Source organism: Janthinobacterium sp. DSP2-3-3, assembly GCF_049897325.1.
GTDB lineage: Bacteria > Pseudomonadota > Gammaproteobacteria > Burkholderiales > Burkholderiaceae_D > Janthinobacterium.
Genome location: NZ_JAFCWA010000006.1, coordinates 252,192 through 275,105, shown reverse-complemented (window position 1 = coordinate 275,105; position 22,914 = coordinate 252,192). Strand labels below are relative to the sequence as shown.

Here is a 22,914-nt window from a genome sequence, read left to right as displayed (position 1 = left end):
ATTATATCAAGCGGAACTGTTGCCGTGGCAAATATTCTAACTTAATTACAACAGGGTAGGCAAAAAGCATCAACCGTTGGCGCGTGCCTCGATCTGTTCCCACTTTTCCAGCGCTTCCAGCAGTTTGCCTTCGATCTCGGCCACGCGCGCGTTCAGGCGCTTGCCTTCGGCCGGCGTCTTCTTGTAAAAGTCCGGGTGCGACAGTTCGGCGGCCAGCACCGATTGCTCATCTTCCAGCTTGGCGATCAGTTTAGGCAACTCTTCCAGCTCGCGCTGTTCCTTGTAACTGAGCTTTTTCTGCTTGGCGGCCGGTGCGGCAGCATCGACCTTCACCACCGGCTTGCTGGCTGGCGCCGTGGCGATAGGCAAGGTGCGCACGCGCTCCCAGTCCGTGTAACCGCCGACGAATTCGCGCCACTTGCCCTCGCCTTCGGCGACGATCACTTGCGTGACCACGTTGTCGAGGAAGGTGCGGTCATGGCTGACGAGGAAGACGGTGCCGGTGTATTCTTCCAGCAACTCTTCCAGCAATTCCAGGGTATCGATATCCAGGTCATTGGTCGGCTCATCGAGCACCAGCACGTTGGCCGGCTTGGCGAACAGGCGCGCCAGCAGCAAACGGTTACGCTCGCCACCGGACAGCGACTTGACGGGCGAACGGGCACGTTCCGGCGCGAACAGGAAGTCGTTCAGGTAAGTCATCACGTGGCGACGCTGGCCATTGATCTCAACCCAGTCGCTGCCTGGCGCGATGGTTTCCATCAGGTTTGCCTCTTCGTTTAGCTGCGTGCGCATCTGGTCGAAATACGCCACTTGCAGCTTGGTGCCCAGGCGGATGGTGCCCGTGTCCGACTCTTCCTGGCCCAGGATCATCTTCAGCAAGGTGGTCTTGCCGGCGCCGTTGGCGCCGATCAGGCCGACCTTGTCGCCGCGCAAGATGGTAGCGCTGAAATCCTTGACGATGACTTTGTCGCCATAAATCTTCGAGACGTTTTCCAGATCCGCCACGATCTTGCCCGAGCGTTCGCCGGCCGATACGTCCAGCTTGACTTGTCCCTGCTGGTCGCGGCGCGCATTGCGCGTCAGGCGCAGCGCTTCCAGGCGGCGCACGCGGCCTTCGTCGCGCACGCGGCGCGCCTTGACGCCCTTGCGTATCCACACTTCTTCCTGCGCCAGGAACTTGTCGAACTTGGCGTTCTCCACTTCTTCGATTTCCAGCTGCTCCGCCTTGCGGGTCTGGTAAGCCGTGAAGTTGCCCGGATACGACAGCAAGCGGCCGCGGTCGAGCTCGATGATGCGCGTGGCAACGTTGTCGAGGAAGGATCGGTCATGGGTAATGAACAGCACGCTACCCTTGAAGTCGCGCAACAAGCCTTCCAGCCACAGGATGGAGCTGAAGTCCAAATGGTTGGTGGGCTCATCGAGCAGCAACACGTCGGGTGCCGACACCAGCGCGCGCGCCAGGGCCACGCGCTTTTGCATCCCGCCCGACAGGGTTTTCATCAGCATGTCGCCCGTCAAATTCAAACGGTCGAGCACGGTTTCCACCTTGTTTGGCAAGCTCCACGCATCGGCCGCATCGAGTTTTACCTGGATATCGTGCATGCGCTCCATCAATTCGTCGTCATTACCCTGGCCAAACTGGCCCGTCAACGCATCGTATTCCTTCAGCCATGCCTGCGATTCGCCCATGCCGGAGGCGACGGCGTCGAATACGGACATGTCCGGATCAAATTGTGGCTCCTGCTCCACATAGGCGATCTTGATGCCTTGTTGCATCACCAGCAAGCCGTCATCGAGCTTGAACTTGCCCGAAATAACCTTCAACAGCGAAGATTTTCCCGTGCCGTTGCGGCCGATCAGGCCGACCCGCTCCGTGGTTTCCAGTGAAAATTCCGCGTGATCGAGCAGCGCGACGTGACCGAACGCAAGTTGCGCCGATGAAAGAGAAATGACAGCCATAATGAGTAAGAGTGCTCGGGCGCCGTCTCGCGCACACCGCGTGGTGTGCAAAACAGCCGCCGATTAGATGAATGAAGCACGCATTGTACCGATAACTTGGACTTCAATCGCCATCGACCAGTAATTACCGCCTGGATTATCACAGGCTGCCGACGCGCGTTGCGTGGAAACGTGGTGTCGCCAGCAGGAATCGAACCTGCATTTAAGTCTTAGGAGGACCTTGTACTATCCATTGTACGATGGCGACACGCGCAGCGGCATTATACAGGGAAGCGCTTGCCATTAACAGCGTGACAAGCGAGCAGTGCCCCGTCAGACAACGCGTGCCGCCACCCTGCCGCGCTGGCGCACCAGCAACACAAGCAATCCTGCCAGAACCAGTCCATAGGTGGCAGGTTCCGGCACGGCGCTGATGGAAAATACCTGGATGGCACCGAAAACTACGTCATTCCCATGCCAGACGGACCCGTCGAGCAGGCTGACGCCGGTCGATGGCTGGCCCAGATAATTATAGGTATAGAGAAAGGAACTGCCGCCATGCGTAAGGTCTTGCGGCACATACAAATCGTGCCCGTAACCAAAAGTGGGGCCGTAATTGGCCTGATTGTAGGTCTGGTCCTTGCCGATACCGTCGCCGTTAAAATACTGCTTCAATTGCGGCAGCATGAAGTCTGACGTCAAATTGAACAAAAAGGCGGTACGCTGGCTGTCGTCCATGGTGACATGCGTGCCATCGGTGGAACTCCAGCTTTGTGGATTGTAGCCGCCCACCAGCCACGTCTTGCCCGATGAATTCGTGGCCTCCATGACGGAAAAAGTGCGCCCCTTGCCATCGGATGCCTTGTGAAAATCGAGCGAGGTGTCACCCGTTGCCTTGCTGTAAATGTTCGTCAGCGCCAGATGGCCTTCACCGAGCCAAGTTTCCAACCGCGCCTGATAGCCGGGGGAGAGTAGCGACTTACCAGGCCCCGCCTGCGCACCCAGGCAAAAAACCATACCAGCCACCGCCACCACCACACCTCTTGCCGTTCTGAAATTATTGAGCATCCTCTACCTCGACTGTCAGTATTTAAAACCGGCGTATTTTCCGGTTGCCAAATATAACACGATAGATAATGTTTTAATATTTATTATTTAGATGCTAATACACAATATTTCATAGCAGAAATTCAGCCGGGCAGCACCGCCGTCACCTCGATCTCGACCCTCGCCCTATCCTCGATCAGCCCCGCCACTTGCACAGCGGTCATGGATGGAAAATGCTTGCCGATGATTTCCCTGTAAGCAACGCCGATTTGTGGATATGCCGCCACATATTCCTTCTTATCCAGTACATACCAGTTCATGCGCACGATGTGCTCGGGCAAGGCGTCCGCCTCGGCCAGCACGGCGACGATATTTTGCAGCGCCTGCCGCACCTGCCCCGCGAAGTCGTCCGTATGGAACTGGCCCTGTGCATCCCAGCCTATCATGCCGCTGACATACACCGTGCGCCCGCTGGCGGCCACGCCGTTTGCATAGCCGCGCGGCCTGGCCCACCCCGGTGGTTGCAGCACTTGCATCGTGTTCTCCTGGTTATTCATTCGTGTTTCGCCTCGCGCAGCAGTTCGCGCGCGATGATCAATTGCTGCACCTCGCTGGCGCCCTCGTAGATGCGCAAGGCGCGAATTTCACGATACAGGCGCTCGACGGGGTGCCCACTGACCACGCCCATGCCGCCGAACATCTGCACGGCCGCGTCGATCACCTGCTGCGCCGTCTCGGTGGCCGTCAGCTTGGCCATGGCCGCTTCCTTCGTCACCTTGCGGCCTTGGTCGCGCTGCCAGGCGGCGCGGTAGGTGAGCAGCGCGGCCGCGTCGATGCCGGTGGCCATCTGCGCCAGCTTGGCCTGCGTCAGCTGGAAGTCCGCCAGGGTCTGGCCGAACATCTTGCGCGCCGTGGCGTGGCGCAGCGCTTCATCGAAGGCGCGCCGCGCAAACCCCAGAGCAGCGGCGGCCACCGACGTGCGGAACACGTCCAGTGTCGCCATTGCCACCTTGAAGCCCTGCCCCGCCTCGCCCAGGCGCTGCGACACGGGCACGCGGCAATTGGCAAAACGCAGGCGCGCCAGCGGATGCGGCGCGATGACGGCAATGCGCTCGGCGATTTCCAGGCCAGGATTGTCGGCATCGACGATGAAGGCGCTGATGCCGCGCGCGCCAGGCGCTTCGCCCGTGCGGGCGAACACTACGTAAAAGTCGGCGATGCCGCCGTTCGAGATCCACGTCTTTTCGCCGTCGAGCACATATTCGTCGCCGTCGCGGCGCGCCGCGCACTGCATGGCCGCCACGTCGGAGCCGGCCTGCGGTTCGGACAGGGCAAAGGCGGCGATGCGCTTGCCGCTGGCCACGTCGGGCAAATAACGCGCCTTGTTCTGCGCGCTGCCGAACAGGCCGATGGCGCCCGAACCCAGGCCCTGCATGGCAAAGGCGAAATCGGCCAGGCCGTTGTGCCGGGCCAGGGTTTCACGCATCAGGCAAATGGCGCGCGTGTCGATCTTGCCATCGATGCCGGTAGCATGCGCGAGCCAGCCGCCCTGCCCCAGTTGCGCCACCAGCGCGCGGCAAGCCGCATCGACGTCGGCGCCATGGGCGCCATCCAGGTGCTGCGCCGCCCAGGCATCGAGGTCCCGCTCAAGTTCGGCATGGCGCGCTTCGAAAAACGGCCAGTCCAGGTAAGTCGTGTCGCGTGTATTTTTCATCTTAATCGCCCTCGAACTGGGGTTTTTCCTTCGCCACGAAGGCGTGATAAGCGCGGTGGAAATCATTGGTAGCCATGCAAATGGCTTGCGCCTGCGCCTCCGCCTCGATGGCTTCATCGACGCCCATGTTCCACTCCTGCTGCAGCATTTTTTTCGTCATGCCGTGCGCGAAGGTGGGGCCGCTGGCCAGGCCGGCGGCGAACAGCTGCGCCGCCTGCGCCAGTTCTTCCGGCTCGACCAGGCGGTTAAGCCAGCCCCATCGTTCAGCCTCCGTACCCGGCAAGGAGCGCCCCGAGTACAGCAGTTCGGCGGCACGACCCTGGCCGATCACGCGCGGCAGCAAGGCGCAGGCGCCCATATCGCAGCCGGCCAGGCCCACGCGGGTAAACAGGAAGGCCGTCTTGCTGCGCGCCGTGCCGATGCGGATATCGGAAGCCAGCGCCAGCATGGCGCCGGCGCCCGCGCAAATGCCGTCGATGGCGGCGATGATGGGTTGCGGGCAGGCGCGCATGGCCTTCACCACGTCGCCCGTCATGCGGGTAAACGCCAGCAAGCCTGGCATGTCGAGCTTCGTCAGGGGGCCGATGATGTCGTGCACGTCGCCGCCCGAGCAGAAATTATCGCCGCTGCCCGTGATCACCACGGCCTTGACGTCGTCCGCATGCGCCAGCGCGCGAAACAACTCGCGCAGCTCCGCGTACGAATCGAAGGTGAGCGGATTCTTGCGCTCGGGCCGGTGCAAGGTCAAGGTGGCGACGCCGCTTTCGACGGAAAACAGAAAATGCCGCGCGGCGTAATGGCCCAAGCTGGCGCGGTTGCCAGGCAGGTCTTGCGGCTGGCCGGGTAGATGGCGCATGCTCAATCCTTAAGGGTAGTGTTATTCAACTGCTGCTTCATCTGCGACAGCAGGTCGATCAATCGGGTTTTGTCATCCGGCGTCACGCCGTGCAGCAGTTCGGCGATCCAGCCTTCGTGCACGCGCGCCATCTCGTCGAACGCGCGCCGGCCCGCTGGCGTCAGCTTGACGCTGTACGAGCGGCGATCCTTCGGATCGACCACGCGCGCCACCAGTTTTTCCTGCTCCAGCTGGTCGGTGATGCCCGTGATATTGCCGCCCGTGACCATCATGCGCTTGGACAGTTCACCCATGCGCAAGCCATCGGGAAAGCGCTCGAGCTGCGCCATCAAGTCGAAGCGAGGCAAGGTGATGCCGAAGGTGGCGCGCAAGCGCGTGCGCACCTCGTTTTCAATCTTCACCGTGCACGAGAGCATGCGCAGCCACAGCTTGAGCGACTGGTGGTGATCCTGCGTCAGGCGGCTGGCCAGGTCCAGCACCGGTTCGGCCTGCGGAAGGTCGCGTTCATTGTCCATTTTATCCATTGTCTACATGACTTCACCGCCGGCGACGGCGATCGATTGTCCATTCATGGCGGCCGACGCGGGCAGGCATAGCCAGGCCACCGCATCGGCCACTTCCTGCGGCTGCACCAGCCGCTGCTGCGGGTTGCTAGCCGCCAGTTCCGCGCGCGCCGCGTCTTCGCCGCGCCCCGTCTTGCGCACGATGTTCTGCACGGCCTGCGCCACCATTTCCGTTTCCGTGTAGCCGGGGCAAACGGCGTTGACGGTGACGCCGCGCGGCGCCACTTCCAGCGCCAGTGCGCGCGTCAGGCCGATCACGCCATGCTTGGCGGCGACATAGGCGCTGACGTAACGATAACCTTTCAAGCCCGCCGTCGACGCCACGTTGACGATGCGGCCCCAGCCCGCTTCGAGCATGCCGGGCATGGCGGCCTGACAGCAGTGGAACACGCCTGTCAGGTTCACGGCCAGCATCTGCTGCCAGATGGCGGCGTCCGTCTTGCCGAACGGCGCCGCATGCGCCTGGCCCGCGTTACTGATCAATATATCGATGCGGCCGAAATGCGCGGCCGCCTGCGCGAAGCCGGCCTGCACGGACGCTTCCACGCTCACGTCGAGCACGCAGATGGCCACCCTGCCCGCGTGGCCCGCCTCTTCCAGTTGCATGTGCGCGCGCGCCAGCCGCGCGCCATCGCGCCCGGCCAGGGTGACCCTGGCGCCCGCGTCCAGCAAGGCGCCCGCGCAAGCCAGGCCGATGCCGCTGCCGGCGCCCGTCACCAGTGCGTGCTTGCCGGCCAATGCGCCATCCAGTTGTTCCTTGTTCATGTCATCCTTCCAGCAGCCGCGCGGCCACCTGTTGCGGGGTGAGGCCCGTATTGGCGGCGGCCAGTTGGCGCTCGCGCTGCAGATTGCGTTCCAGCTGCTGCTGGCCCGGACGGTACTGTTTCGGCCAGGTTGCGCCTGCCCCGGCGCCGCTGTAGCCGATGCGCGCCGTCTCCGTCAGGGTCCAGGCCGGGTTGGCCAGGTGCGGGCGGCCCACGGCGCACAGGTCGGCACGCCCGGCTGCGATGATGCTGTTGGCATGGTCGGCCTCGAAAATCGAGCCGACGGCCATGCTGGCAATGCCCGCCTCGTTGCGCACGCGGTCGGCAAACGGCGCCTGGAACATGCGCCCATACACGGGCTGTTCGAGCTTGCTGACCTGACCCGAGGAACAGTCGATCAGGTCGGCGCCCGCCTGCTTGAACAGGCGCGCGATGACGACCGCATCGTCGGGCGTGATGCCGCCCTCGACCCAGTCGTGGGCCGAGATGCGCACGCTCATGGGTTTATCTTGCGGCCAGGCGGCACGCATGGCGCGGAACACGCGCAAGGGATAACGGCAGCGGTTTTCCAGACTTCCGCCATACTCGTCCGTGCGACGGTTGGTCAGCGGTGAGATAAAACTCGACAGCAAATAACCATGCGCGCAATGCAGTTCCAGCCAGTCGAAACCAGCGACGGCTGCGGCCAAGGTGGCGCGCACGAAGTCCTGCTCGATGCACGCCAGGTCGACCTCCGTGGCCGCTCGCGCCACCTGCGACACGCCGGCCAGGTATTGCTGTTCCGAAGCCGAGATCAATGGCCAATTACCCTCTCGTAAAGGCAAGTCGATGCCATCCCACATGGGCCGCGTCGAACCTTTCGCCCCCGCGTGGCCCAGCTGCAGGGCGATCTTCGCATCGCTGTTGGCATGCACGAAATCGACGATGCGCCGCCAGGCCTGCGTGTGCGCTTCGCTGTACATGCCGGGACAGGCGGGCGTGATGCGCGCGTCGGCCGACACGCACGTCATCTCGGCAAACACGAGACCCGCGCCGCCCATGGCGCGCGCGCCCAGGTGCATCAGATGGTAATCGCCCGCCACGCCATCGACGGCGCTGTACTGCGCCATCGGCGAGACGGCGATGCGGTTTTTCAGCAGCACGCCGCGCAGCCGGAAGGGCGTGAGCATGGGCAGCAAGGCCGCTTGCGGCAAAGGTTCTTGCGGAAACACAACGCCAGCCTGCTCGCCCGCGCGCCGCGCCAGCCATAGTTCATAGTTTGCCACGTACGCGGGATCGCGCAGGCGCAGGTTTTCATGCGAAATGCGCTGGCTGCGCGTGAGCATGGAATAGGCGAACTGCGGCGCTTCCATGGCGCTGTAGCGCTCGACGTTTTCAAACCACTCCATGGAATTGCGCGCCGCGCTCTGGATTTTCAGCACCTCGAGGGCGCGCAGCTGCTGGTAGGCGGCCAGCGCCGCAGCCGTCTCGGCATGCTGGCCAAAGCAGCGCGCCAGCTCGATGGCGTCTTCCAGCGCCAGCTTGGTGCCGGAACCGATCGAGTAATGCGCCGTGTGGGCAGCGTCGCCCATCAGCACGACGGGCACGCCATTCTGCCGGTGCACCCATTGCCGGCAGACGATGCGCGGGAAGGTGATCCACTGCGCCGAGCCACGCAAGTGCGGAGAATTGCTCAGTAAACCTTGGCCATCGAGTTCCTCGGCGAACAGCGCTTCGCAAAAGGCGATGCCCTCTTCCTGGCTCATGGCATCTAACCCCGCCGCACGCCACACGTGTTCCGGCGTTTCGACGATGAAGGTCGAGGTATCGCCGTCATATTGATAGATATGCGCCTGGAACCAGCCGTATGGCGTCTGGCGGAAGGCAAACGTGAAGGCCTCGAATTTCTTGCGCGTGCCCAGCCAGACGAAGCGACAATGACGCTGGTCGATCTCGGGCTGGTAGCTGGCCGCATAGCGCGTGCGGATACGGCTGTTCAAGCCATCGCTGGCGATCACCAGGTCGGCACCGTACTGGCGCGCGATGGCCTGGTCGTCCTGCACTTCCGTCTCGAACACCAGCTGCACGCCAAGTTCCTCGCAGCGCGCTTGCAGGATATTGAGCAGGCGCTTGCGGCCGATGCCGCAAAAACCATGGCCGCCAGAACGCACGGTCTCACCCTTGAAGTGGATCTCAATATCGTCCCAGTGGTTGAACGCTTGCAGGATGGTGCGCGCCGTCGGCTCGTCCGCATTCGCCAGGTTGCCCAGGGTCTGATCGGAAAACACCACGCCCCAGCCAAACGTGTCGTACGGGCGGTTGCGCTCGATGACGGTGATGCGGTGGTCGGGATTCTGCTTTTTCATGAGCAGGCTGAAATACAGGCCGGCGGGGCCGCCGCCGATGCAGACAATATTCATGGGGTGTCCGTGCGAAGTTTGAAGCGCTGCAGCTTGCCCGTTTCCGTGCGCGGCAGGGAAGGCAGGAAGCGGATGGCGCGCGGGTATTTATACGGGGCGATCTGCTGGCGCACGAAGTCCTGCAATTCGGCTGCCAGCAAGTCGCTGGCCTGAAAACCCTCCTTCAGCACCACGTGCGCCTCGACGATCTGGCCACGTTCGGCATCGGCGCGCCCGACCACGCCACATTCGGCCACGCCCGGGTGGCGCAGCAGCGCCTCTTCCACCTCCGGGCCGGCGATGTTGTAGCCGGCCGAGACGATCATGTCGTCGCTGCGCGAGCGGTAATAGAAATAGCCGTCGCCGTCCATTTCGAAGGTGTCGCCCGTCAGGTTCCAGCCGTTCTGCACATACTCGCGCTGGCGCGGGTCGGACAGGTAGCGGCAACCGGTGGGACCTTTCACGGCCAGGCGGCCCGTCACGCCGGGCGGCTGCGGCACGCCAGCATCGTCGACGATGCACGCCTGGTAGCCGGGGATGGCCTTGCCGATGGCGCCGCGGCGTAGGCCCTCGCCCGTGGCAGAAATGAAGATGTGCAGCATCTCGGTGGCGCCGATACCGTCCGTCATGGCCAGACCCGTCGCCGCCTGCCAGGCATCGCGCGTGGCCAACGGCAGCGCCTCGCCGGCCGAGACGCACAAACGCAGGCTGCGCAGGTCGTGCTGAGCGGCCAGCGGCGCCATCTGGCGGTAAAAAGTCGGTGCAGTGAAGCAGATGGTGGCCTGGTATGCACCGATGGCGCGCAGCAGGGCCTCGGGCGTGAGTTTTTCCAGCAGCACGGTGGCCGCGCCAAAGCGCAGGGGGAATAGCAGCAAGCCACCCAAGCCGAAGGTAAACGCCAGCGGCGGCGTACCGATGAAGATATCGTCAGCGCGCACCTGCAGCATGGAGCGGGGAAAGCAGTCGCAAATGGCCAGCAGGTCGCGGTGCATATGCATGGTGCCCTTGGGCACGCCCGTCGTGCCAGAGGTAAAGCTGATCAGGCAGACGTCGTCGGCCGCCGTGTCGCATGCGGAAAATGGCGCATCGTGGGCAACCATGCGCTGTTCCAGTTCGGCGCCATCGTCGCCAAAACACAGCATGGGCGGCAAGTCTGGCATACCATCGAGTTCTCCACGCAAACCCTGCGCGCACAGCACGGCGTTCACTTGCGCTTTGGCGAGGATGGCGGACAGTTCGCGCGCACGCAGCAGCGGCATGGTGGGCACGGCGATGCAGCCGACCTTCAGCACGGCCAGCAGGCAGGCAGCCATCATGGGGGTATTCGCGCCGCGCAGCAGCACGCGGTTGCCGGGGATCAGGCGCAGATCAGCCTGCAGCACGTGGGCGATGCGGTCAACTTGCCGCGCCAGCTGTGCGTAAGTCCAGCGCTGGCCGTCGGCAAGGATGGCGGTGCGCTCGCCGCCACCGCTGGCGACGGCGGCATCGAGCAGCACGGCGACGCAATTGAGACGCGGCGGATACTGCAGCTCGGGCAAGTCCAGGCATAGCTGCGGCCAGAGTGCGCGCGGCGGCAAATGCGTGCGCGCAAAATCGTCCTCGGGAGATGCGGTGCTAGGCGAAGGGTCGCTGCTCATGCTCATCCTGGCTGGTGACGGGCGTGTGCACAAGGCCCGGAAGCAGATACTTTAAACCTAAAGTATTTTCCCGGCAAGCGGAAAACAGCAGATTCAGTCGGCGCCGTCCTGCTGTCGCAGCCGGCGCGCCTGCTGCGCCACGCTGCGCGCCAGCGCGGCCAGCGCCGTTTGCAGCTGGTCACCGTCGAGCACCGATGCCTGCAGCAGGGACATCATTCCAGCTTCCGCGCCATGCAAACCCAGGGTGCGGCAACCGAGGTGCAGTCGTTCGAGCTGCTTGCGCGCTTGCGCCGGCTCGCCGCGCGCCAGCAAGGCGTCGACCTGTTCGCTGGCGGCGCCGACCTGCCCCTGGAAGCCGGTCAGATAGGCCAGCAGGCGTTCGCTGTCGATGCCGAGGCGCTGCAGCGTGTCGCGCGGCGCCTCGGCCGGCAAGGCGGAGACGTCAAAACAGGCATCGATATGCTGGCGCACCTGCTCCGGCTGGAAGGGCTTGACGATATAGCCGGCAGCACCTGCCTGCACGGCGTCACGCACCGTGTCCTGGTCATTCGCCGACGATACCAGCACCAGCGGCATGGCATCGAGCGTGCTGTCGGCGCGGATTTTCTGCAGCAGCTCCATGCCGGACAGGCGCGGCATGCGCAAATCGCAGAAGCACAGCGACGGGCGCAACCCCCGTTCGAGCTGCTCCCACGCCGCTGCGCCATCTTCGGCTTCCACGATATCGTGCACGCCGCAGCTGTCGATCAGATGCATCAATACCATGCGCGACACGACATCATCGTCAACCACCAGTACTTTCATTGCTTTCTCCATTGCCGGCAGCGTCGGGGCCTGGCCGTATACTACCCAGTTTCGCCGCGCGCTCCATTGCCGGCATTGCCTATTTTACATTTTTTAGCCCGAAACGGCTATGTGCGCCAACAGTGCGCGCAATTGCGGCAAATGCAAGGCCACCTGCGTCCAGCGGCCGCCGTCCGCCGCCTCTTCCAGTTCCGTACACAGCATGTGCAGCTGCGTTTCATCCAGATAGGCGGCGCTGCCCTTCAAGCCATGCAGCAGACGCCCGGCGTTATCCTTGTCCTGCGCCGCCAGGGCGGCGTCGAGTTCGCGCAGGCGTCCCTCCAGGTCGGCGACGAAGGCGACACGGATGCGCTGTTGCAGTTCGCCGCTGCTGCCGGATGGGGACGGCGCCGCGATAGGGACTGCCGGCGCAATGCCGAACAAGGCATCGAGCTCGGCCCGCCCCCGCAAGACGCCGTGCGGCACGTTCGACGGCATGCGCGGCAACATGAAACCGCGCTGCAACTGGCGCTCTATGGCGCGCGCCAGCAAGCCATGCAGCGCCGCCTCGTCCACTGGTTTGCTGAGGAAATCATCCATGCCGACACCCAGATAGCGGCTGCGGTCTTCTTCGCTGGCGTTCGCCGTCAGGGCCACGATCATCAGCTCCTGGTCACGCACGGGCTGGTCCGGCCAGCCACCCAGGCGTATCAATCGCGTCGCCGTGGCGCCATCCATCTCCGGCATGCGCCCGTCCATCAGGATCAGGTCATAGCGCGTATGCACGCACGCTGCCACCGCCAGCGCGCCGTTGGCGACCACGTCGACTCGGTGCCCCAGCTCTTCGAGCATGACGCGGATGATGATCTGGTTGGTGGGGAAGTCTTCGGCGCATAGCACGCGCAACTGGTGGCTGTGCGGCGCCAGCGCCACCTGTGGCACCTGCGGCGGCGCCACGCCATCGGCCAGCGGCAAGGTGAAGGCAAAGGTGCTGCCCTGCCCCGGCGTACTGGCCACCTCGATCTCGCCCTCCATCAGTTCGACCAGTTGGCGGCAGATCGCCAGGCCCAGCCCCGTGCCGCCGTAGCGCCGCGTGGTGCTGGCGTCGGCCTGCTCGAACTTCTGGAACAGGCGCGCCATCGCGTCCGCATCGATGCCGATGCCGCTGTCGCTGACGGTAAAGCGGATCAGGTTGACACGACGCCCGCCGCTACCGCTGGTCACGCCGGCCCGCTCGACGCACACACTGACGCCGCCGCGCTGGGTGAACTTGAAGGCATTGCCGACCAGGTTGACCAGCACCTGGCGCAAACGGGTCGGGTCGCCCACCACGAAGGGCGGAAGGTCCGGCGCGAAATCGATGGCAAAACCGATGCTGCGCGCTGCCGCCTGCTCCTCGAACAGGCTGACGACCGTCTCGATCGCCGCACCGAGCGCGAAGTCGATGTTTTCGATACTCAGCTTGCCCGCCTCGATCTTGGAAAAGTCGAGCAAGTCATTGATGATCACCAGCAGCGACTGGGCATTGGCCTGGCCCCGCAAAATCTGCTCGCGCGTGGCGTCGTGCAGCTGCTCGTCGCGCAGGGCAAAGCCCAGCATACCGATGACGCCGGCCAGCGGCGTGCGCATTTCGTGGCTCATGTTGGCCAAAAATTCCGACTTCTGGCGCGTCGCGTCTTCGGCCTTGCGCTTGGCCTGGCGCAGGCTTTCCTCGTTTTTCGTCAAGCTGCTGTTGACTTGCGCCAGCTTTTCCGACTGGGCCAGCACTTCGATTTCCTTGCTCTGCAACTCGGCCGTGCGTTCGCTGACCTGCTTTTCCAGCTCATTCTGCTGGCGCCGCAGCGCGCGCACGCGCTGGCGGTAAGCGCCATACACGGCGCCCAGCAGCAGCGCCGCCATCAGGGTGCGGCACCACCAGGTTTTCCAGAATGGCGGCAGGATCGTGATGGCCAGCGTGGCGCCGCTCTCGTTCCACACGCCGTCCTTGTTGGCCGCCTTGACGCGAAACACATAATTGCCCGCATCGAGGTTGGTGTAGGTGGCAAAGCGCCGCCCCGCATCCGTCATGACCCAGTCCTGGTCGAAGCCTTCGAGCCGGTAGGCGAACATGTTGCGCTGGGGTGCGGCGAAATGCAGGGCCGCAAATTCCAGCGAAAAGACGCTTTCGCGGCTGGTCAGCACCAGCTTGCGCGTATGGTCGATCGCCGTCCTGAGCACGTGCGCGAACTCGCCGCGGCCGATGGACACCGGCTTGTTGAATATCTGCAGCTCCGTGATGGCCACCAGCGGCGGCACGCGGTTGTCGTGGATATCCTGTGGCACGAACGCCGTCATGCCGTTGAAACCGCCGAAATACATGGTCCCATCCGCCGCGCGCAGGGCCGCGCCATCGAAGTACGAGCCTTCCACCGTGCCATCGGCGCTGTCGTAGTTGCGGAACAGGCCACTGCGCATGTCGAGCCGCGTGATGCCGCTATTCGTGCTCAGCCACAGCTGCTCGTTATCGTCGCCCAGGATGCTGGCGACGGCATCATCGGCCATGCCATCCTTGCGCACGAAGCGCCGGAAGCGGATCTCGCCCTTCGCATCGATGTCCATCCGGTTCAAGCCATTGGCCGTGCCCACCCACAGCACGCCGCCCTTGTCTTCGTGCAGGAAATGCACCTCGTCGTGGCTCAGGCTATGCAAGTTTTGCGGATCATGGCGAAAATGCCGGAACTGGCCGCTGGCGCGGTCCAGCAAATCCAGGCCGTGGAAGGAGCCTATCCACAGCCGCCCCTTGCCGTCTTCCAGCACGGGCCGCACCATGTTGTCGGACAAGCTGTTCGGGTTGGCCGGATCATGACGGTAGGTGGTGAAGCGTTTGCTAACGGGGTCGAAACGGTGCACGCCGCCCCGCGTCGAGACCCATAGCATGCCGCTGCGGTCACTCACGACATTGCGGATGGTGTCGCTGTTCGGATCGCCGGCGGCAAAGCGCATGGTGAAAAAACGCCCGAGTGCCGGATCGAAGCGGTGCAAGCCCGTCGAGCCGCCCACCCACAGGGTGCCATCGGGCGCCTTGTACAGGGTGGTGACCTGCTCGTCGCGCGACATGCCGGGCGAACTGCGCAGGTCGAACAGCCGCGAGCTGCCGTCGCGCGTATCGTACAGTTTCAGGCCGCCTTTGGTGGCCAGCCACAACTTGCCATTGCCCGCATCGGCCACGGCGCGCACTTTCTTGTCCGCCAGCGCGCCCACATCGCCGGGCGCACGCGCCATGCGCGAAAAGCCGCCGCTGCCCAGGTCCACCCGGCTCACGCCGTTGTACCAGGAGCCGACCCAGAAGGTGCCCGCGCGGTCGCGGTACAGCGACGACAGCTGGTTGTCGGCGACGCTGAATTTGTCACCCGTCTGGTGGCGATACTGCAGGAAGGTGTCGCTCTCGGGCAGCCAGCGGAACAGGCCATCGGCGTTGCTGCCCAGCCAGACGGTGGCGTCGATATCCTGGTACAGGCTGGCGACGCGGATGGCGGAAAATCCCTGTTTTTCATTCAGGCGCAGGCGCGACTGCGGTGCCTGCCCGGCGCCGCCCAGGCGCCAGCGCTCGGCGCCGGCCATGGTGCCGATCCACAGATTCTGCTGGCGGTCCACCAGCAGCGACTGGATCACGTTGTACTTTGAACCGGGCTCCGTGTCGACGGCGAAATGCTCGAAGCGGTCACTGCCCGGCGCCAGCATGTCCAGGCCCGTGACGGTGCCTATCCACAGGCGCTGTTGCGCGTCCAGCACCAACGCCTTGATTTCATTGTCGCCCAGGCTGTGCGGATTGCCTTCTTCATGGTGCCAGGTTCGGAAGGCGCCCGTGGCGGGGTCGAAATGTTGCAAGCCGTCCGAGGTGGCGATCCAGAAGCCGCGCGCGCCATCGTCAAGAATGGCGTGGATATGCCGGTTGCCGTTGCCGCGCTTGCTCTTTTCAGCCGGGACATAGTGAATGAAGGTCTGGCTGGCGGCATCGAAGCGGTCCAAGCCGTTGTCGGTGCCCACCCACAGCTGACCCTGGCTATCGACATGCAGTTTGCCGACCCAGTTGTCGGCCAGGCTGGTCTTGTCGCCCTCGATATTCTTGTAGACGACCATGCGGTAGCCATCGTAACGGCTCAGGCCAGACTGGCTGCCGAACCACATATAGCCCTGCCGGTCCTGGGCGATGGCCAGCACCGATTCCTGCGCCAGGCCCTGTTCGACGCTGAGCTGGTCGAAACGCAGGGTGGGCGCAGGCGCCGCCGCGGCCGGGCCGCCCGGCAGCAGTAAAGACAACAGCAATACCACTTCGCAAGCACGTCGAAATACCAGCACAATCGTCCTGTCAAAAAAAACGCGAAAACTCCGGTTATTCTTCCGGGGGCCGTCTCAAGAACCAAAAAACGCCAGTACATCGTCCTTGCGGGCCTGCGTATCGCGCTGTCCAAGACGGATCAGCTCATTAGTATACGTCGATTCGAACAATAAATACGATGCCAATGCCGCGCCGCGCGCTTCGGCCGCGCCGATGCCCGACAACATGGTGCGGATAGGACGGGGCAAACTGCCGATATGCCGGCTGGCGATGGCGTCGAGTCGTTCGGACGGTGCGATGACCAGCAACTCCACCGGTTTCAATGCCGTCTTGCCCATCAATTCAGGCGGCAGCATCGACAAGGTGAGGTTGATGCGGTTCAGGCGCTCGATGTCGACGGCCAGGCCATCGAGGAAGATCGACGAAAGCGCGTGGCCGGCGATCTGCGCCAGGCTGGGGTAGCGCGCCGCTTCGGACGCGGCAGGCGCCGGTTCCGTCATGCGTCCCGCCCCCACCACCAGCACCTTGTTCGCACCCAGGTGAATGGCCGGCGAGATCGGCGCCAGCTGACGCATCGATCCGTCGCCGCAGTACTCGCGCTGGCCACCTATATACAGGGGCACGGCGGGAAAAATAAAAGGGATGGCGGCCGAAGCGAGCAAGTGTTCCACGCCGATCTGGTCTTGCAAGGCCAGGCGCTGCGTGCGCACCCAGGGCGCGATCTCGGCGGCCGTCTGGTAAAACGTCATGTGGCGGCTGCCTGAATACGACGACGCCGTCACGGCCAGCGCATGCAGCAAACCATCGGCCAGCGCCGCATCCAGGCGCGGCAGGTCGAGCATGCGGTGCAGCAGGCTGACCAGCGGAGTATTGTCGAGCAGGGAATTGGGCGGCGAGGCATGCCACTGGCGTAGCAGCCAGCCGAACGACAGCAGCGACAGCCAGCGCGCGCCCGAGCGGATCACGCCCAGCGAATCGGCGCGGTAGACTTGCTCGACCTGGATGTGCTGCCACACGTCGAGCAGCTTTTGCACGCCTTCGCCGAAGTTGTCGGCCCGGCAGGCCAGCGCCGTGGCGTTGATGGCGCCGGCCGAGGTGCCGCAAATGATGTCGAAGGGGTTGCGCGCAGGCGCCCAGCCCGCTTCCCACAGTATCGCCGAAATCGCCTGCAGCACGCCCACCTGGTAGGCGGCACGGGCGCCCCCTCCCGTGAGTATCAAGCCTGTTTTATTTTGCATTCCCATGCCGGCAGATTAGCAGGGTCTTGATACTTTGTGGAAAAGTTTCGGGGTGAATCAATCGCCTCTGACCATGCCTTCACGCCGTGGGTCCGCGCCGCCAAACCAGAAATCCTTGCCGTGCGCATTCAGGCGCATGATGCCCTGCAAGCCGGAATTCTGCTCGATGACACGCACCTCGTGGCCCATGGTTTGCAGCGCCTCGACCTGGGCTGCCGGCGCGCGGCCCTTTTCCAGCTCCGTCGGGCCATTGCGGCTGCCGAAGTTCGGCAGGCTGATGGCTTGCTGCACGTTCAGGCCCCAGTCCATGGTGCCGACCAGCACCTTGGCGACATAATTGATGATGGACGAGCCGCCCGGCGATCCCGTCGCCAGTACCAGCTTGTGCGTGCCCTTTTCAAACACCAGCGTGGGCGACATGGCGCTGCGCGGACGCTTGCCAGCTTGTACGCGATTGGCGATCGGGCCATCCGCATCGCGCGAATCGAAAGAGAAATCCGTCAACTGGTTATTCAGCAAAAAGCCGTCGACCATCTGGCGCGAACCGAAGGCGTCTTCCACGCTGGTGGTCATCGACAGGCCGCCGCCAAAGGCGTCCACCGCCACCAGGTGCGAGGTCGACGGGCGCTGCAAGGCGTTGTCCATGCCCCACGCGACCTGCATGCCGGGCGGCGTGCCGGGCAAGGCACGGCCCATGGATTTGTCGCCGATCAGGGACGCGCGCTGCGCCAGGTAGGTTTTATCCAGCATGGAGGCGATGCCCTTGCCCGGCAACGGCACGAAGTCCGTGTCGGCCACGTAGCGGTTGCGGTCCGCGTAAGCCAGGCGCCCCGCTTCCGAGAACAGGTGGATGGCCTGCGCATCGAGCACGCCGTCGACGGGCGCATACGGGCGGATATCCTTCACTTCCAGCATGCCCAGCATCTGCGCGATGGCGATGCCGCCCGACGATGGCGGCGGCATGCCGCACACGGTCCAGGCATTGTAGTCGCTGCAGACGGGTTCACGCACCTTGGCCCGGTAGCCGGCGATGTCGGTCGCCGTCAGTTTGCCCGGATTGGTCGGATGCGACGCCACCTTGGCAGCGATGTCGCGCGCGATGCGGCCCTGGTAAAAGGCGTCGGCGCCACCACCGGCGATCTCGCGCAGGGTGCGCGCCAGTTGCGGGTTTTTCAGCACATGGCCGACGGGCCAGGCCTTGCCGTCCTGGTCATAGAAATACGCGGCGGCGACGGGGTCGCGCTTCAGGGCCTGGTCCCAGTTTAATAGGCCGTTGAGGCGCTGGCTGACGGGAAAGCCGCCGTGCGCCAAGCGGATGGCAGGGCCGAACAGAGTCGCCCACGGCAGCTTGCCATGTTCCTTGTGCGCCAGTTCCAGCATGCGCAGCACCCCCGGCGCGCCCACGGAACGCCCGCCCACCACGCCGGTGGCACGCGAGACGGGGCTGCCGTCGGCATTCTGGAACAGGTGTTCGTCGGCAGCGGCGGGCGCCGTTTCGCGCCCGTCGAACGCTTGCACGCCCTTCGCCGTGGAGTACAGCAGGAAGGCGCCGCCGCCGATGCCCGACGATTGCGGTTCGACCAGGGTCAGCACCAGCTGCGTGGCGATGGCCGCGTCGATGGCGCTGCCGCCTTTTTTCAGCATCCGGTAGCCGGCATCGGCGGCCAGTGGATTGGCCGCAGCGACCATGAATTTCTGCGCCGCCCAACCCGATTTTTCCGCATACGCGGTGGCGATTTCCGGCGCCTTTTGCGGCACTTCGGCAAAGGCAAAGGTGGCGGGAATGGCAACCAGAGCCCCCAGCAAGGTCAAGCTCAGCGCCAGCGGCTTCAATGTGATCATGGATTCTCCGATAAAAAAAGGGCGCACAGCCGAGCAAGGCTGTACGCCCCATACGGGGGTATCCTACATCAAATCACGCCGGGCTTATTTCGGCTGCATGCGGATCGCGCCGTCCAGGCGGATAGTTTCGCCATTCAGCATGACGTTTTCCACGATGGCTTTCACCAGTTGCGCATATTCGCCGGGCTTGCCCAGGCGCGATGGGAACGGCACCATCTTGCCCAGCGCGTCCTGCACTTCGGCCGGCATGCCCAGCAGCATCGGCGTTTCAAAAATGCCAGGCGCCACCGTCATGACGCGGATGCCGTTGCGCGACAGGTCGCGCGCCATCGGCAGGGTCAGTCCCACCACGGCCGCCTTCGACGACGCATACGCGGCCTGGCCGATCTGGCCATCGTAGGCCGCCACGGAAGCCGTGTTGATGATAATACCGCGCTCGCCTTCAGCGGTGGCTTCCTGCTTGGCCATGGCATCGGCCGCCAGACGGCACATATTGAAAGTGCCTACCAGGTTGATGTTGACGACTTTCTGGAACAGCGCCAGCGGATGCGGGCCATCCTTGCCCACTGTTTTCACGGCAGGCGCCACGCCGGCGCAGTTCACCAGGCCGCGCAAGGGACCGAGCTTGGTCGCCGCGGCCACCACGGCCATGCCGTCTTCTTCCGAGGTGACGTCGCACTGCACGAATACGCCGTTCAATTCAGCGGCCAGCGCCTGGCCCGCCTCGGTCTGCACGTCGGCCAGCACGACCTTGCCGCCCGCCGCCGTCAGCATGCGCGCCGTGGCCGCGCCCAAACCCGATGCGCCGCCCGTGATGATGAATACATTGTCCTGAATCTGCATGAAATCTCCTGAGTGATAAGAGCCGTGTTCCCGGCGCCCGTTGCTTGCATGGTGCATGGTGTCATGCATTACGCATCATTACGCATCATTACGTTTACGTAAACGTAATGTCGGCGACAATTGTAGCCACTTTTGTAGCCACCGAGCGAAAACTTGCAGCGGCAGCGAATGGCAGGGCTAAAAACACTGCATGAAAGCGCCGTTGCGGTGGCAGATGCGGCCGTTGGCATCGAGCGTGGCATTGCCCGCGCCGTTATAGCGCGCGCCGGCCGCATCGCGGCAACCGCCTGTATCGCAGGCACCGATGGGCTGCGGCGCGCGCGGCATCGGCACGGCCTGGCTGGGCGGCAACGGCGCCATAGGCACAATAGGCACAATAGGCGGCGCGGGCTGGGCCGGCATGCGGCCAATCACCTGCGCCACGGAACGGCGCGGCTGCACGGGTGGCGCCGGGCGGCATGGCTCCACGGCCAGCTTGCCGCTGTCGCGCGGGTCGAGCTGACAGACGGGCAATGGCTCGGGAGCCGCCTGCCGCTGCGCGCCGGCATGACCACCAGCCAGTAGCAGCAGGGCACAGGCCAGCGCCGGTATCGTTTTTATCATCTCGAGCATGCCGCTTCCTCCAGTATCCATCGCACAGCTTTCATTATTGGCACACGCCGGCCCAGATGCCAGCGGGGGTAACACTTTCACGTTTGCACGTGATACACATCGCAGGTGCGGACACTGCAACGGTGTTTTATTTCCTTTCAGCACTTTCCTTCTTGCTAGTATGGCATTACAATAAGAACGATTCTTATTCTCATTGCCAGAATTCGAGCGCAGTTTATTTTCTTTTCATTCATTTATACCCGAGCCACCCGGAAGGCAGCCAGGAAATAACAACATCCGGAAAGTTCACCATGACCAAGCGTAGTCCCGCCTTCGTAGCCCCCGTGTCCACTCCCTCCCGCGCCATGCATTCCGCCGCCCTGCTCCTGCCCTGCCTGCTCTCGCTGGCCGTCAGCAACGCCTGGGCCGAAGGCAATGTGGCCGCCGATCCCACCATGAACACGGTGGTCGTCACCGCGTCCGGCACGGCCATCGACATCAAGGATGCACCGGCCAGTATCAGCGTCATCACGCGCGAGGAAATCGAACGCCAGCCCGTGTATGACTTGAATACCCTGCTGCGCCGCATCCCCGGCGTGACGGGCGGTACCAGCCCCGTGGGCGAGGAATCGAAGATCAAGCTGCGCGGCCTGCCCGACAAATACACCTTGATCCTGGTCGACGGCAAGCGCGTGGGCAGCTCGGCCGACACGGCTTACCGCCCGGACCTGGGCCGCCAGGACTTGAATTGGATCTCGCCCGACATGATCGAGCGCATCGAAGTGGTGCGGGGACCCATGTCCTCGCTGTATGGATCGGACGCCATGGGCGGCGTGATCAACATCATCACGCGCAAGGTGCCGGGCAAGTGGAACGGTTCGGCCACGGCCAACTACACGCAACCGCAAGACAGCGACCGCGGCACGGCGCACCAGTTGGGCGTGAACCTGGCCGGCCCCCTGTCGGACACGGTCGGCATGCGCCTGGGCGTGAGCCAGTCGCGTCAGAATCCCGATGAAAAATTCGACAAAGCGGGTGGCATCGGCGGCGAACGCAACCAGACTGTCTCGGGCCAGCTGACCTGGGCGCTGGACAAGAAACAAAACCTGTCGCTCGATGCCAGCTATGGCAAGCAGCAAGCGATGGATTCGGCCGCACGCGATGCGGATGGCGAGGCAGTGATCTCCGGCTGGGGCGCCAGCAAGCTGATACGCAAGAGCATCGGCCTCGGCTATGAAGGCCGTTTTGATTTCGGCAAGGCCAAGGTCAATCTGTACCACAATGATTTCGACAACCAGTTCATCGGCACGGTGGCCAAGTCCAAGGACAGCACGCTGGACGCGAACCTGGAAAAACGGGTCGGCTGGGGCGGCATCGAGCAGATGCTGGTGATGGGCGGCCAGTGGAAGCACCAGGAATTGACGAATACCGACACCATCGGCACCATTCCCACCGATTACCTGGGCAATCCCGTGAGCGGCGCGACCTTGTCCGGCACCACCTCGGCCCTGTTTGCGGAAGATCAGCTGTTCCTGCGCGACAACTTGACGGCCACGGCGGGCCTGCGCCTGGACCACCACAGCAAGTTCGGCAACCACTACAGCCCGCGCCTGTACCTGGTGTACCACCCGGCGCCGGCCTGGACCATCAAGGGCGGCATCTCGCAAGGCTTCCGCGCCCCCAGCCTGAAGGAAAATGCACCGGGTGCCGCCACCCAGTCGCGCGGCGGTGGCTGCAATGGCCTGCGCCCCTTGGGCTACATCACGGGCGGCTGCTACATGGCGGGCAATGCGGACTTGAAGCCGGAAACGAGCACGGCAGGCGAGATCGGCGTGGCGTGGGAACAGAATGGCTGGGACGTGGGCCTGACCTATTTCCACACGGATTTCAAGAACAAGATCGACTATGCGCCGCTGGGCTTTTACCAACAGCGCTGGTGGACCAAGATGACGAATATCCAGAAGGCGCGCACCAGCGGCCTGGAAGGCACGCTGACCATCCCTTTGAGCAAAAACCTGAACTGGCGTAACAACGTGACCTACATGGCGGAAGCGAAAAACCTGACCACGGGCGCCAACCTGCTGTCGACGCCAAAACTGTCGTGGTACTCGGCGCTGGGCTGGCAAGTCAACGACCAGCTGTTCGGCGAAGTATCGGCCCAGTACACGGGCAAGGAACTCGATGCGGGCAAGCTGGCCGACAAAGCCTACACCATCGTCGACACGGTCGTGTCGTACAAGGTCACGCCACAGTGGACCGTGCGTGGCGGCGTGCAAAACCTGTTCAAGAAAGGGCCGATGGCCGATGGCCTGGTCGACTATTACGTGCCGGGACGCCGTATGTTTGTCGGTCTGACGTCGCGCTTCTGACCTGACACAGCCCCGCAGCATGTGCCGCGG

The 22,914-nt window shown here is 63.7% G+C and carries 16 protein-coding genes and 1 tRNA gene; 1 reads left to right on the top strand and 16 read right to left on the bottom strand.

Annotation, left to right across the window (positions count from 1 at the left end):
- Nucleotides 1–69 precede the first annotated feature (69 nt).
- The 16 genes from ACP7DE_RS14650 to ACP7DE_RS14575 all read right to left on the bottom strand — a co-directional run bounded on the left by ACP7DE_RS14650 (nucleotide 70) and on the right by ACP7DE_RS14575 (nucleotide 20,536).
- The gene (locus ACP7DE_RS14650) at nucleotides 70–1,962 is read right to left on the bottom strand and encodes an ATP-binding cassette domain-containing protein (protein WP_426072778.1); all 1,893 of its coding nucleotides are present in this window, start codon (nucleotides 1,960–1,962) and stop codon (nucleotides 70–72) included.
- A 172-nt stretch (nucleotides 1,963–2,134) separates the two neighbouring features.
- Nucleotides 2,135–2,209: transfer RNA gene (locus ACP7DE_RS14645), tRNA-Arg, on the bottom strand.
- Between the two features lie 65 nt (nucleotides 2,210–2,274).
- Nucleotides 2,275–3,009 carry a PEP_CTERM-anchored TLD domain-containing protein gene (locus tag ACP7DE_RS14640; RefSeq protein WP_426072777.1) on the bottom strand — a complete coding sequence of 245 codons (735 nt, stop codon included), beginning with the start codon at nucleotides 3,007–3,009 and terminating at the stop codon, nucleotides 2,275–2,277.
- A gap of 122 nt (nucleotides 3,010–3,131) precedes the next feature.
- Nucleotides 3,132–3,524 (bottom strand): RidA family protein, encoded by a 393-nt coding sequence (locus tag ACP7DE_RS14635; protein WP_426072776.1) that lies wholly within the window; start codon nucleotides 3,522–3,524, stop codon nucleotides 3,132–3,134.
- Nucleotides 3,525–3,541: 17 nt separating this feature from the next.
- Nucleotides 3,542–4,702, bottom strand: a complete 1,161-nt coding sequence (locus ACP7DE_RS14630; RefSeq protein ID WP_426072775.1) for an acyl-CoA dehydrogenase family protein — start codon at nucleotides 4,700–4,702, stop codon at nucleotides 3,542–3,544.
- 1 nt (nucleotide 4,703) lies between these two features.
- A complete protein-coding gene (locus tag ACP7DE_RS14625; protein WP_426072774.1) occupies nucleotides 4,704–5,558 on the bottom strand; it encodes an enoyl-CoA hydratase family protein in 855 nt (284 codons plus the stop codon).
- A gap of 2 nt (nucleotides 5,559–5,560) precedes the next feature.
- A complete protein-coding gene (locus ACP7DE_RS14620; RefSeq protein ID WP_426072773.1) occupies nucleotides 5,561–6,073 on the bottom strand; it encodes a MarR family winged helix-turn-helix transcriptional regulator in 513 nt (170 codons plus the stop codon).
- Nucleotides 6,074–6,085: 12 nt separating this feature from the next.
- Nucleotides 6,086–6,886 carry an SDR family NAD(P)-dependent oxidoreductase gene (locus tag ACP7DE_RS14615; protein WP_426072772.1) on the bottom strand — a complete coding sequence of 267 codons (801 nt, stop codon included), beginning with the start codon at nucleotides 6,884–6,886 and terminating at the stop codon, nucleotides 6,086–6,088.
- 1 nt (nucleotide 6,887) lies between these two features.
- Nucleotides 6,888–9,284, bottom strand: coding sequence for a bifunctional salicylyl-CoA 5-hydroxylase/oxidoreductase (locus ACP7DE_RS14610; RefSeq protein ID WP_426072771.1), 2,397 nt, complete (start codon nucleotides 9,282–9,284; stop codon nucleotides 6,888–6,890).
- Nucleotides 9,281–10,900, bottom strand: coding sequence for an AMP-binding protein (locus ACP7DE_RS14605; RefSeq protein ID WP_426072770.1), 1,620 nt, complete (start codon nucleotides 10,898–10,900; stop codon nucleotides 9,281–9,283). The genes ACP7DE_RS14610 and ACP7DE_RS14605 overlap by 4 nt, the downstream gene beginning before the upstream one ends.
- A gap of 93 nt (nucleotides 10,901–10,993) precedes the next feature.
- Entirely contained in the window at nucleotides 10,994–11,704 is a 711-nt protein-coding gene (locus tag ACP7DE_RS14600) for a response regulator (RefSeq protein WP_426072769.1), read from the bottom strand.
- A gap of 93 nt (nucleotides 11,705–11,797) precedes the next feature.
- Nucleotides 11,798–15,994: a two-component regulator propeller domain-containing protein gene (locus tag ACP7DE_RS14595; protein WP_426072858.1), complete on the bottom strand. Its 4,197-nt coding sequence runs from the start codon at nucleotides 15,992–15,994 to the stop codon at nucleotides 11,798–11,800.
- An 81-nt stretch (nucleotides 15,995–16,075) separates the two neighbouring features.
- Nucleotides 16,076–17,245 (bottom strand): patatin-like phospholipase family protein, encoded by a 1,170-nt coding sequence (locus ACP7DE_RS14590; RefSeq protein ID WP_426072768.1) that lies wholly within the window; start codon nucleotides 17,243–17,245, stop codon nucleotides 16,076–16,078.
- Between the two features lie 51 nt (nucleotides 17,246–17,296).
- Nucleotides 17,297–19,081 carry a gamma-glutamyltransferase gene (ggt, locus tag ACP7DE_RS14585; protein WP_426072767.1) on the bottom strand — a complete coding sequence of 595 codons (1,785 nt, stop codon included), beginning with the start codon at nucleotides 19,079–19,081 and terminating at the stop codon, nucleotides 17,297–17,299.
- A gap of 84 nt (nucleotides 19,082–19,165) precedes the next feature.
- Nucleotides 19,166–19,924, bottom strand: coding sequence for a 3-hydroxyacyl-CoA dehydrogenase (locus ACP7DE_RS14580; protein ID WP_426072766.1), 759 nt, complete (start codon nucleotides 19,922–19,924; stop codon nucleotides 19,166–19,168).
- 177 nt (nucleotides 19,925–20,101) lie between these two features.
- Complete coding sequence (locus ACP7DE_RS14575; protein ID WP_426072765.1) at nucleotides 20,102–20,536, bottom strand: hypothetical protein; 435 nt, start codon at nucleotides 20,534–20,536, stop codon at nucleotides 20,102–20,104.
- Between the two features lie 290 nt (nucleotides 20,537–20,826).
- Between ACP7DE_RS14575 and ACP7DE_RS14570 the strand changes: the two genes are divergently transcribed.
- Nucleotides 20,827–22,884, top strand: a complete 2,058-nt coding sequence (locus ACP7DE_RS14570; RefSeq protein WP_426072764.1) for a TonB-dependent receptor domain-containing protein — start codon at nucleotides 20,827–20,829, stop codon at nucleotides 22,882–22,884.
- The last annotated feature ends 30 nt before the right edge of the window (nucleotides 22,885–22,914 follow it).

What these genes read in the sequence shown, in the direction of transcription:
- ACP7DE_RS14605 (WP_426072770.1), bottom strand. Translation starts at nt 10,900, where the DNA reads ATGAGCAGCGACCCTTCGCCTAGCACCGCATCTCCCGAGGACGATTTT.
- ACP7DE_RS14635 (WP_426072776.1), bottom strand. Translation starts at nt 3,524, where the DNA reads ATGCAAGTGCTGCAACCACCGGGGTGGGCCAGGCCGCGCGGCTATGCA.
- ACP7DE_RS14640 (WP_426072777.1), bottom strand. Translation starts at nt 3,009, where the DNA reads ATGCTCAATAATTTCAGAACGGCAAGAGGTGTGGTGGTGGCGGTGGCT.
- ACP7DE_RS14600 (WP_426072769.1), bottom strand. Translation starts at nt 11,704, where the DNA reads ATGAAAGTACTGGTGGTTGACGATGATGTCGTGTCGCGCATGGTATTG.
- ACP7DE_RS14580 (WP_426072766.1), bottom strand. Translation starts at nt 19,924, where the DNA reads ATGCAGATTCAGGACAATGTATTCATCATCACGGGCGGCGCATCGGGT.
- ACP7DE_RS14650 (WP_426072778.1), bottom strand. Translation starts at nt 1,962, where the DNA reads ATGGCTGTCATTTCTCTTTCATCGGCGCAACTTGCGTTCGGTCACGTC.
- ACP7DE_RS14570 (WP_426072764.1), top strand. Translation starts at nt 20,827, where the DNA reads ATGACCAAGCGTAGTCCCGCCTTCGTAGCCCCCGTGTCCACTCCCTCC.
- ggt (WP_426072767.1), bottom strand. Translation starts at nt 19,081, where the DNA reads ATGATCACATTGAAGCCGCTGGCGCTGAGCTTGACCTTGCTGGGGGCT.
- ACP7DE_RS14615 (WP_426072772.1), bottom strand. Translation starts at nt 6,886, where the DNA reads ATGAACAAGGAACAACTGGATGGCGCATTGGCCGGCAAGCACGCACTG.
- ACP7DE_RS14620 (WP_426072773.1), bottom strand. Translation starts at nt 6,073, where the DNA reads ATGGACAATGAACGCGACCTTCCGCAGGCCGAACCGGTGCTGGACCTG.
- ACP7DE_RS14625 (WP_426072774.1), bottom strand. Translation starts at nt 5,558, where the DNA reads ATGCGCCATCTACCCGGCCAGCCGCAAGACCTGCCTGGCAACCGCGCC.
- ACP7DE_RS14630 (WP_426072775.1), bottom strand. Translation starts at nt 4,702, where the DNA reads ATGAAAAATACACGCGACACGACTTACCTGGACTGGCCGTTTTTCGAA.
- ACP7DE_RS14610 (WP_426072771.1), bottom strand. Translation starts at nt 9,284, where the DNA reads ATGAATATTGTCTGCATCGGCGGCGGCCCCGCCGGCCTGTATTTCAGC.
- ACP7DE_RS14575 (WP_426072765.1), bottom strand. Translation starts at nt 20,536, where the DNA reads ATGCTCGAGATGATAAAAACGATACCGGCGCTGGCCTGTGCCCTGCTG.
- ACP7DE_RS14590 (WP_426072768.1), bottom strand. Translation starts at nt 17,245, where the DNA reads ATGGGAATGCAAAATAAAACAGGCTTGATACTCACGGGAGGGGGCGCC.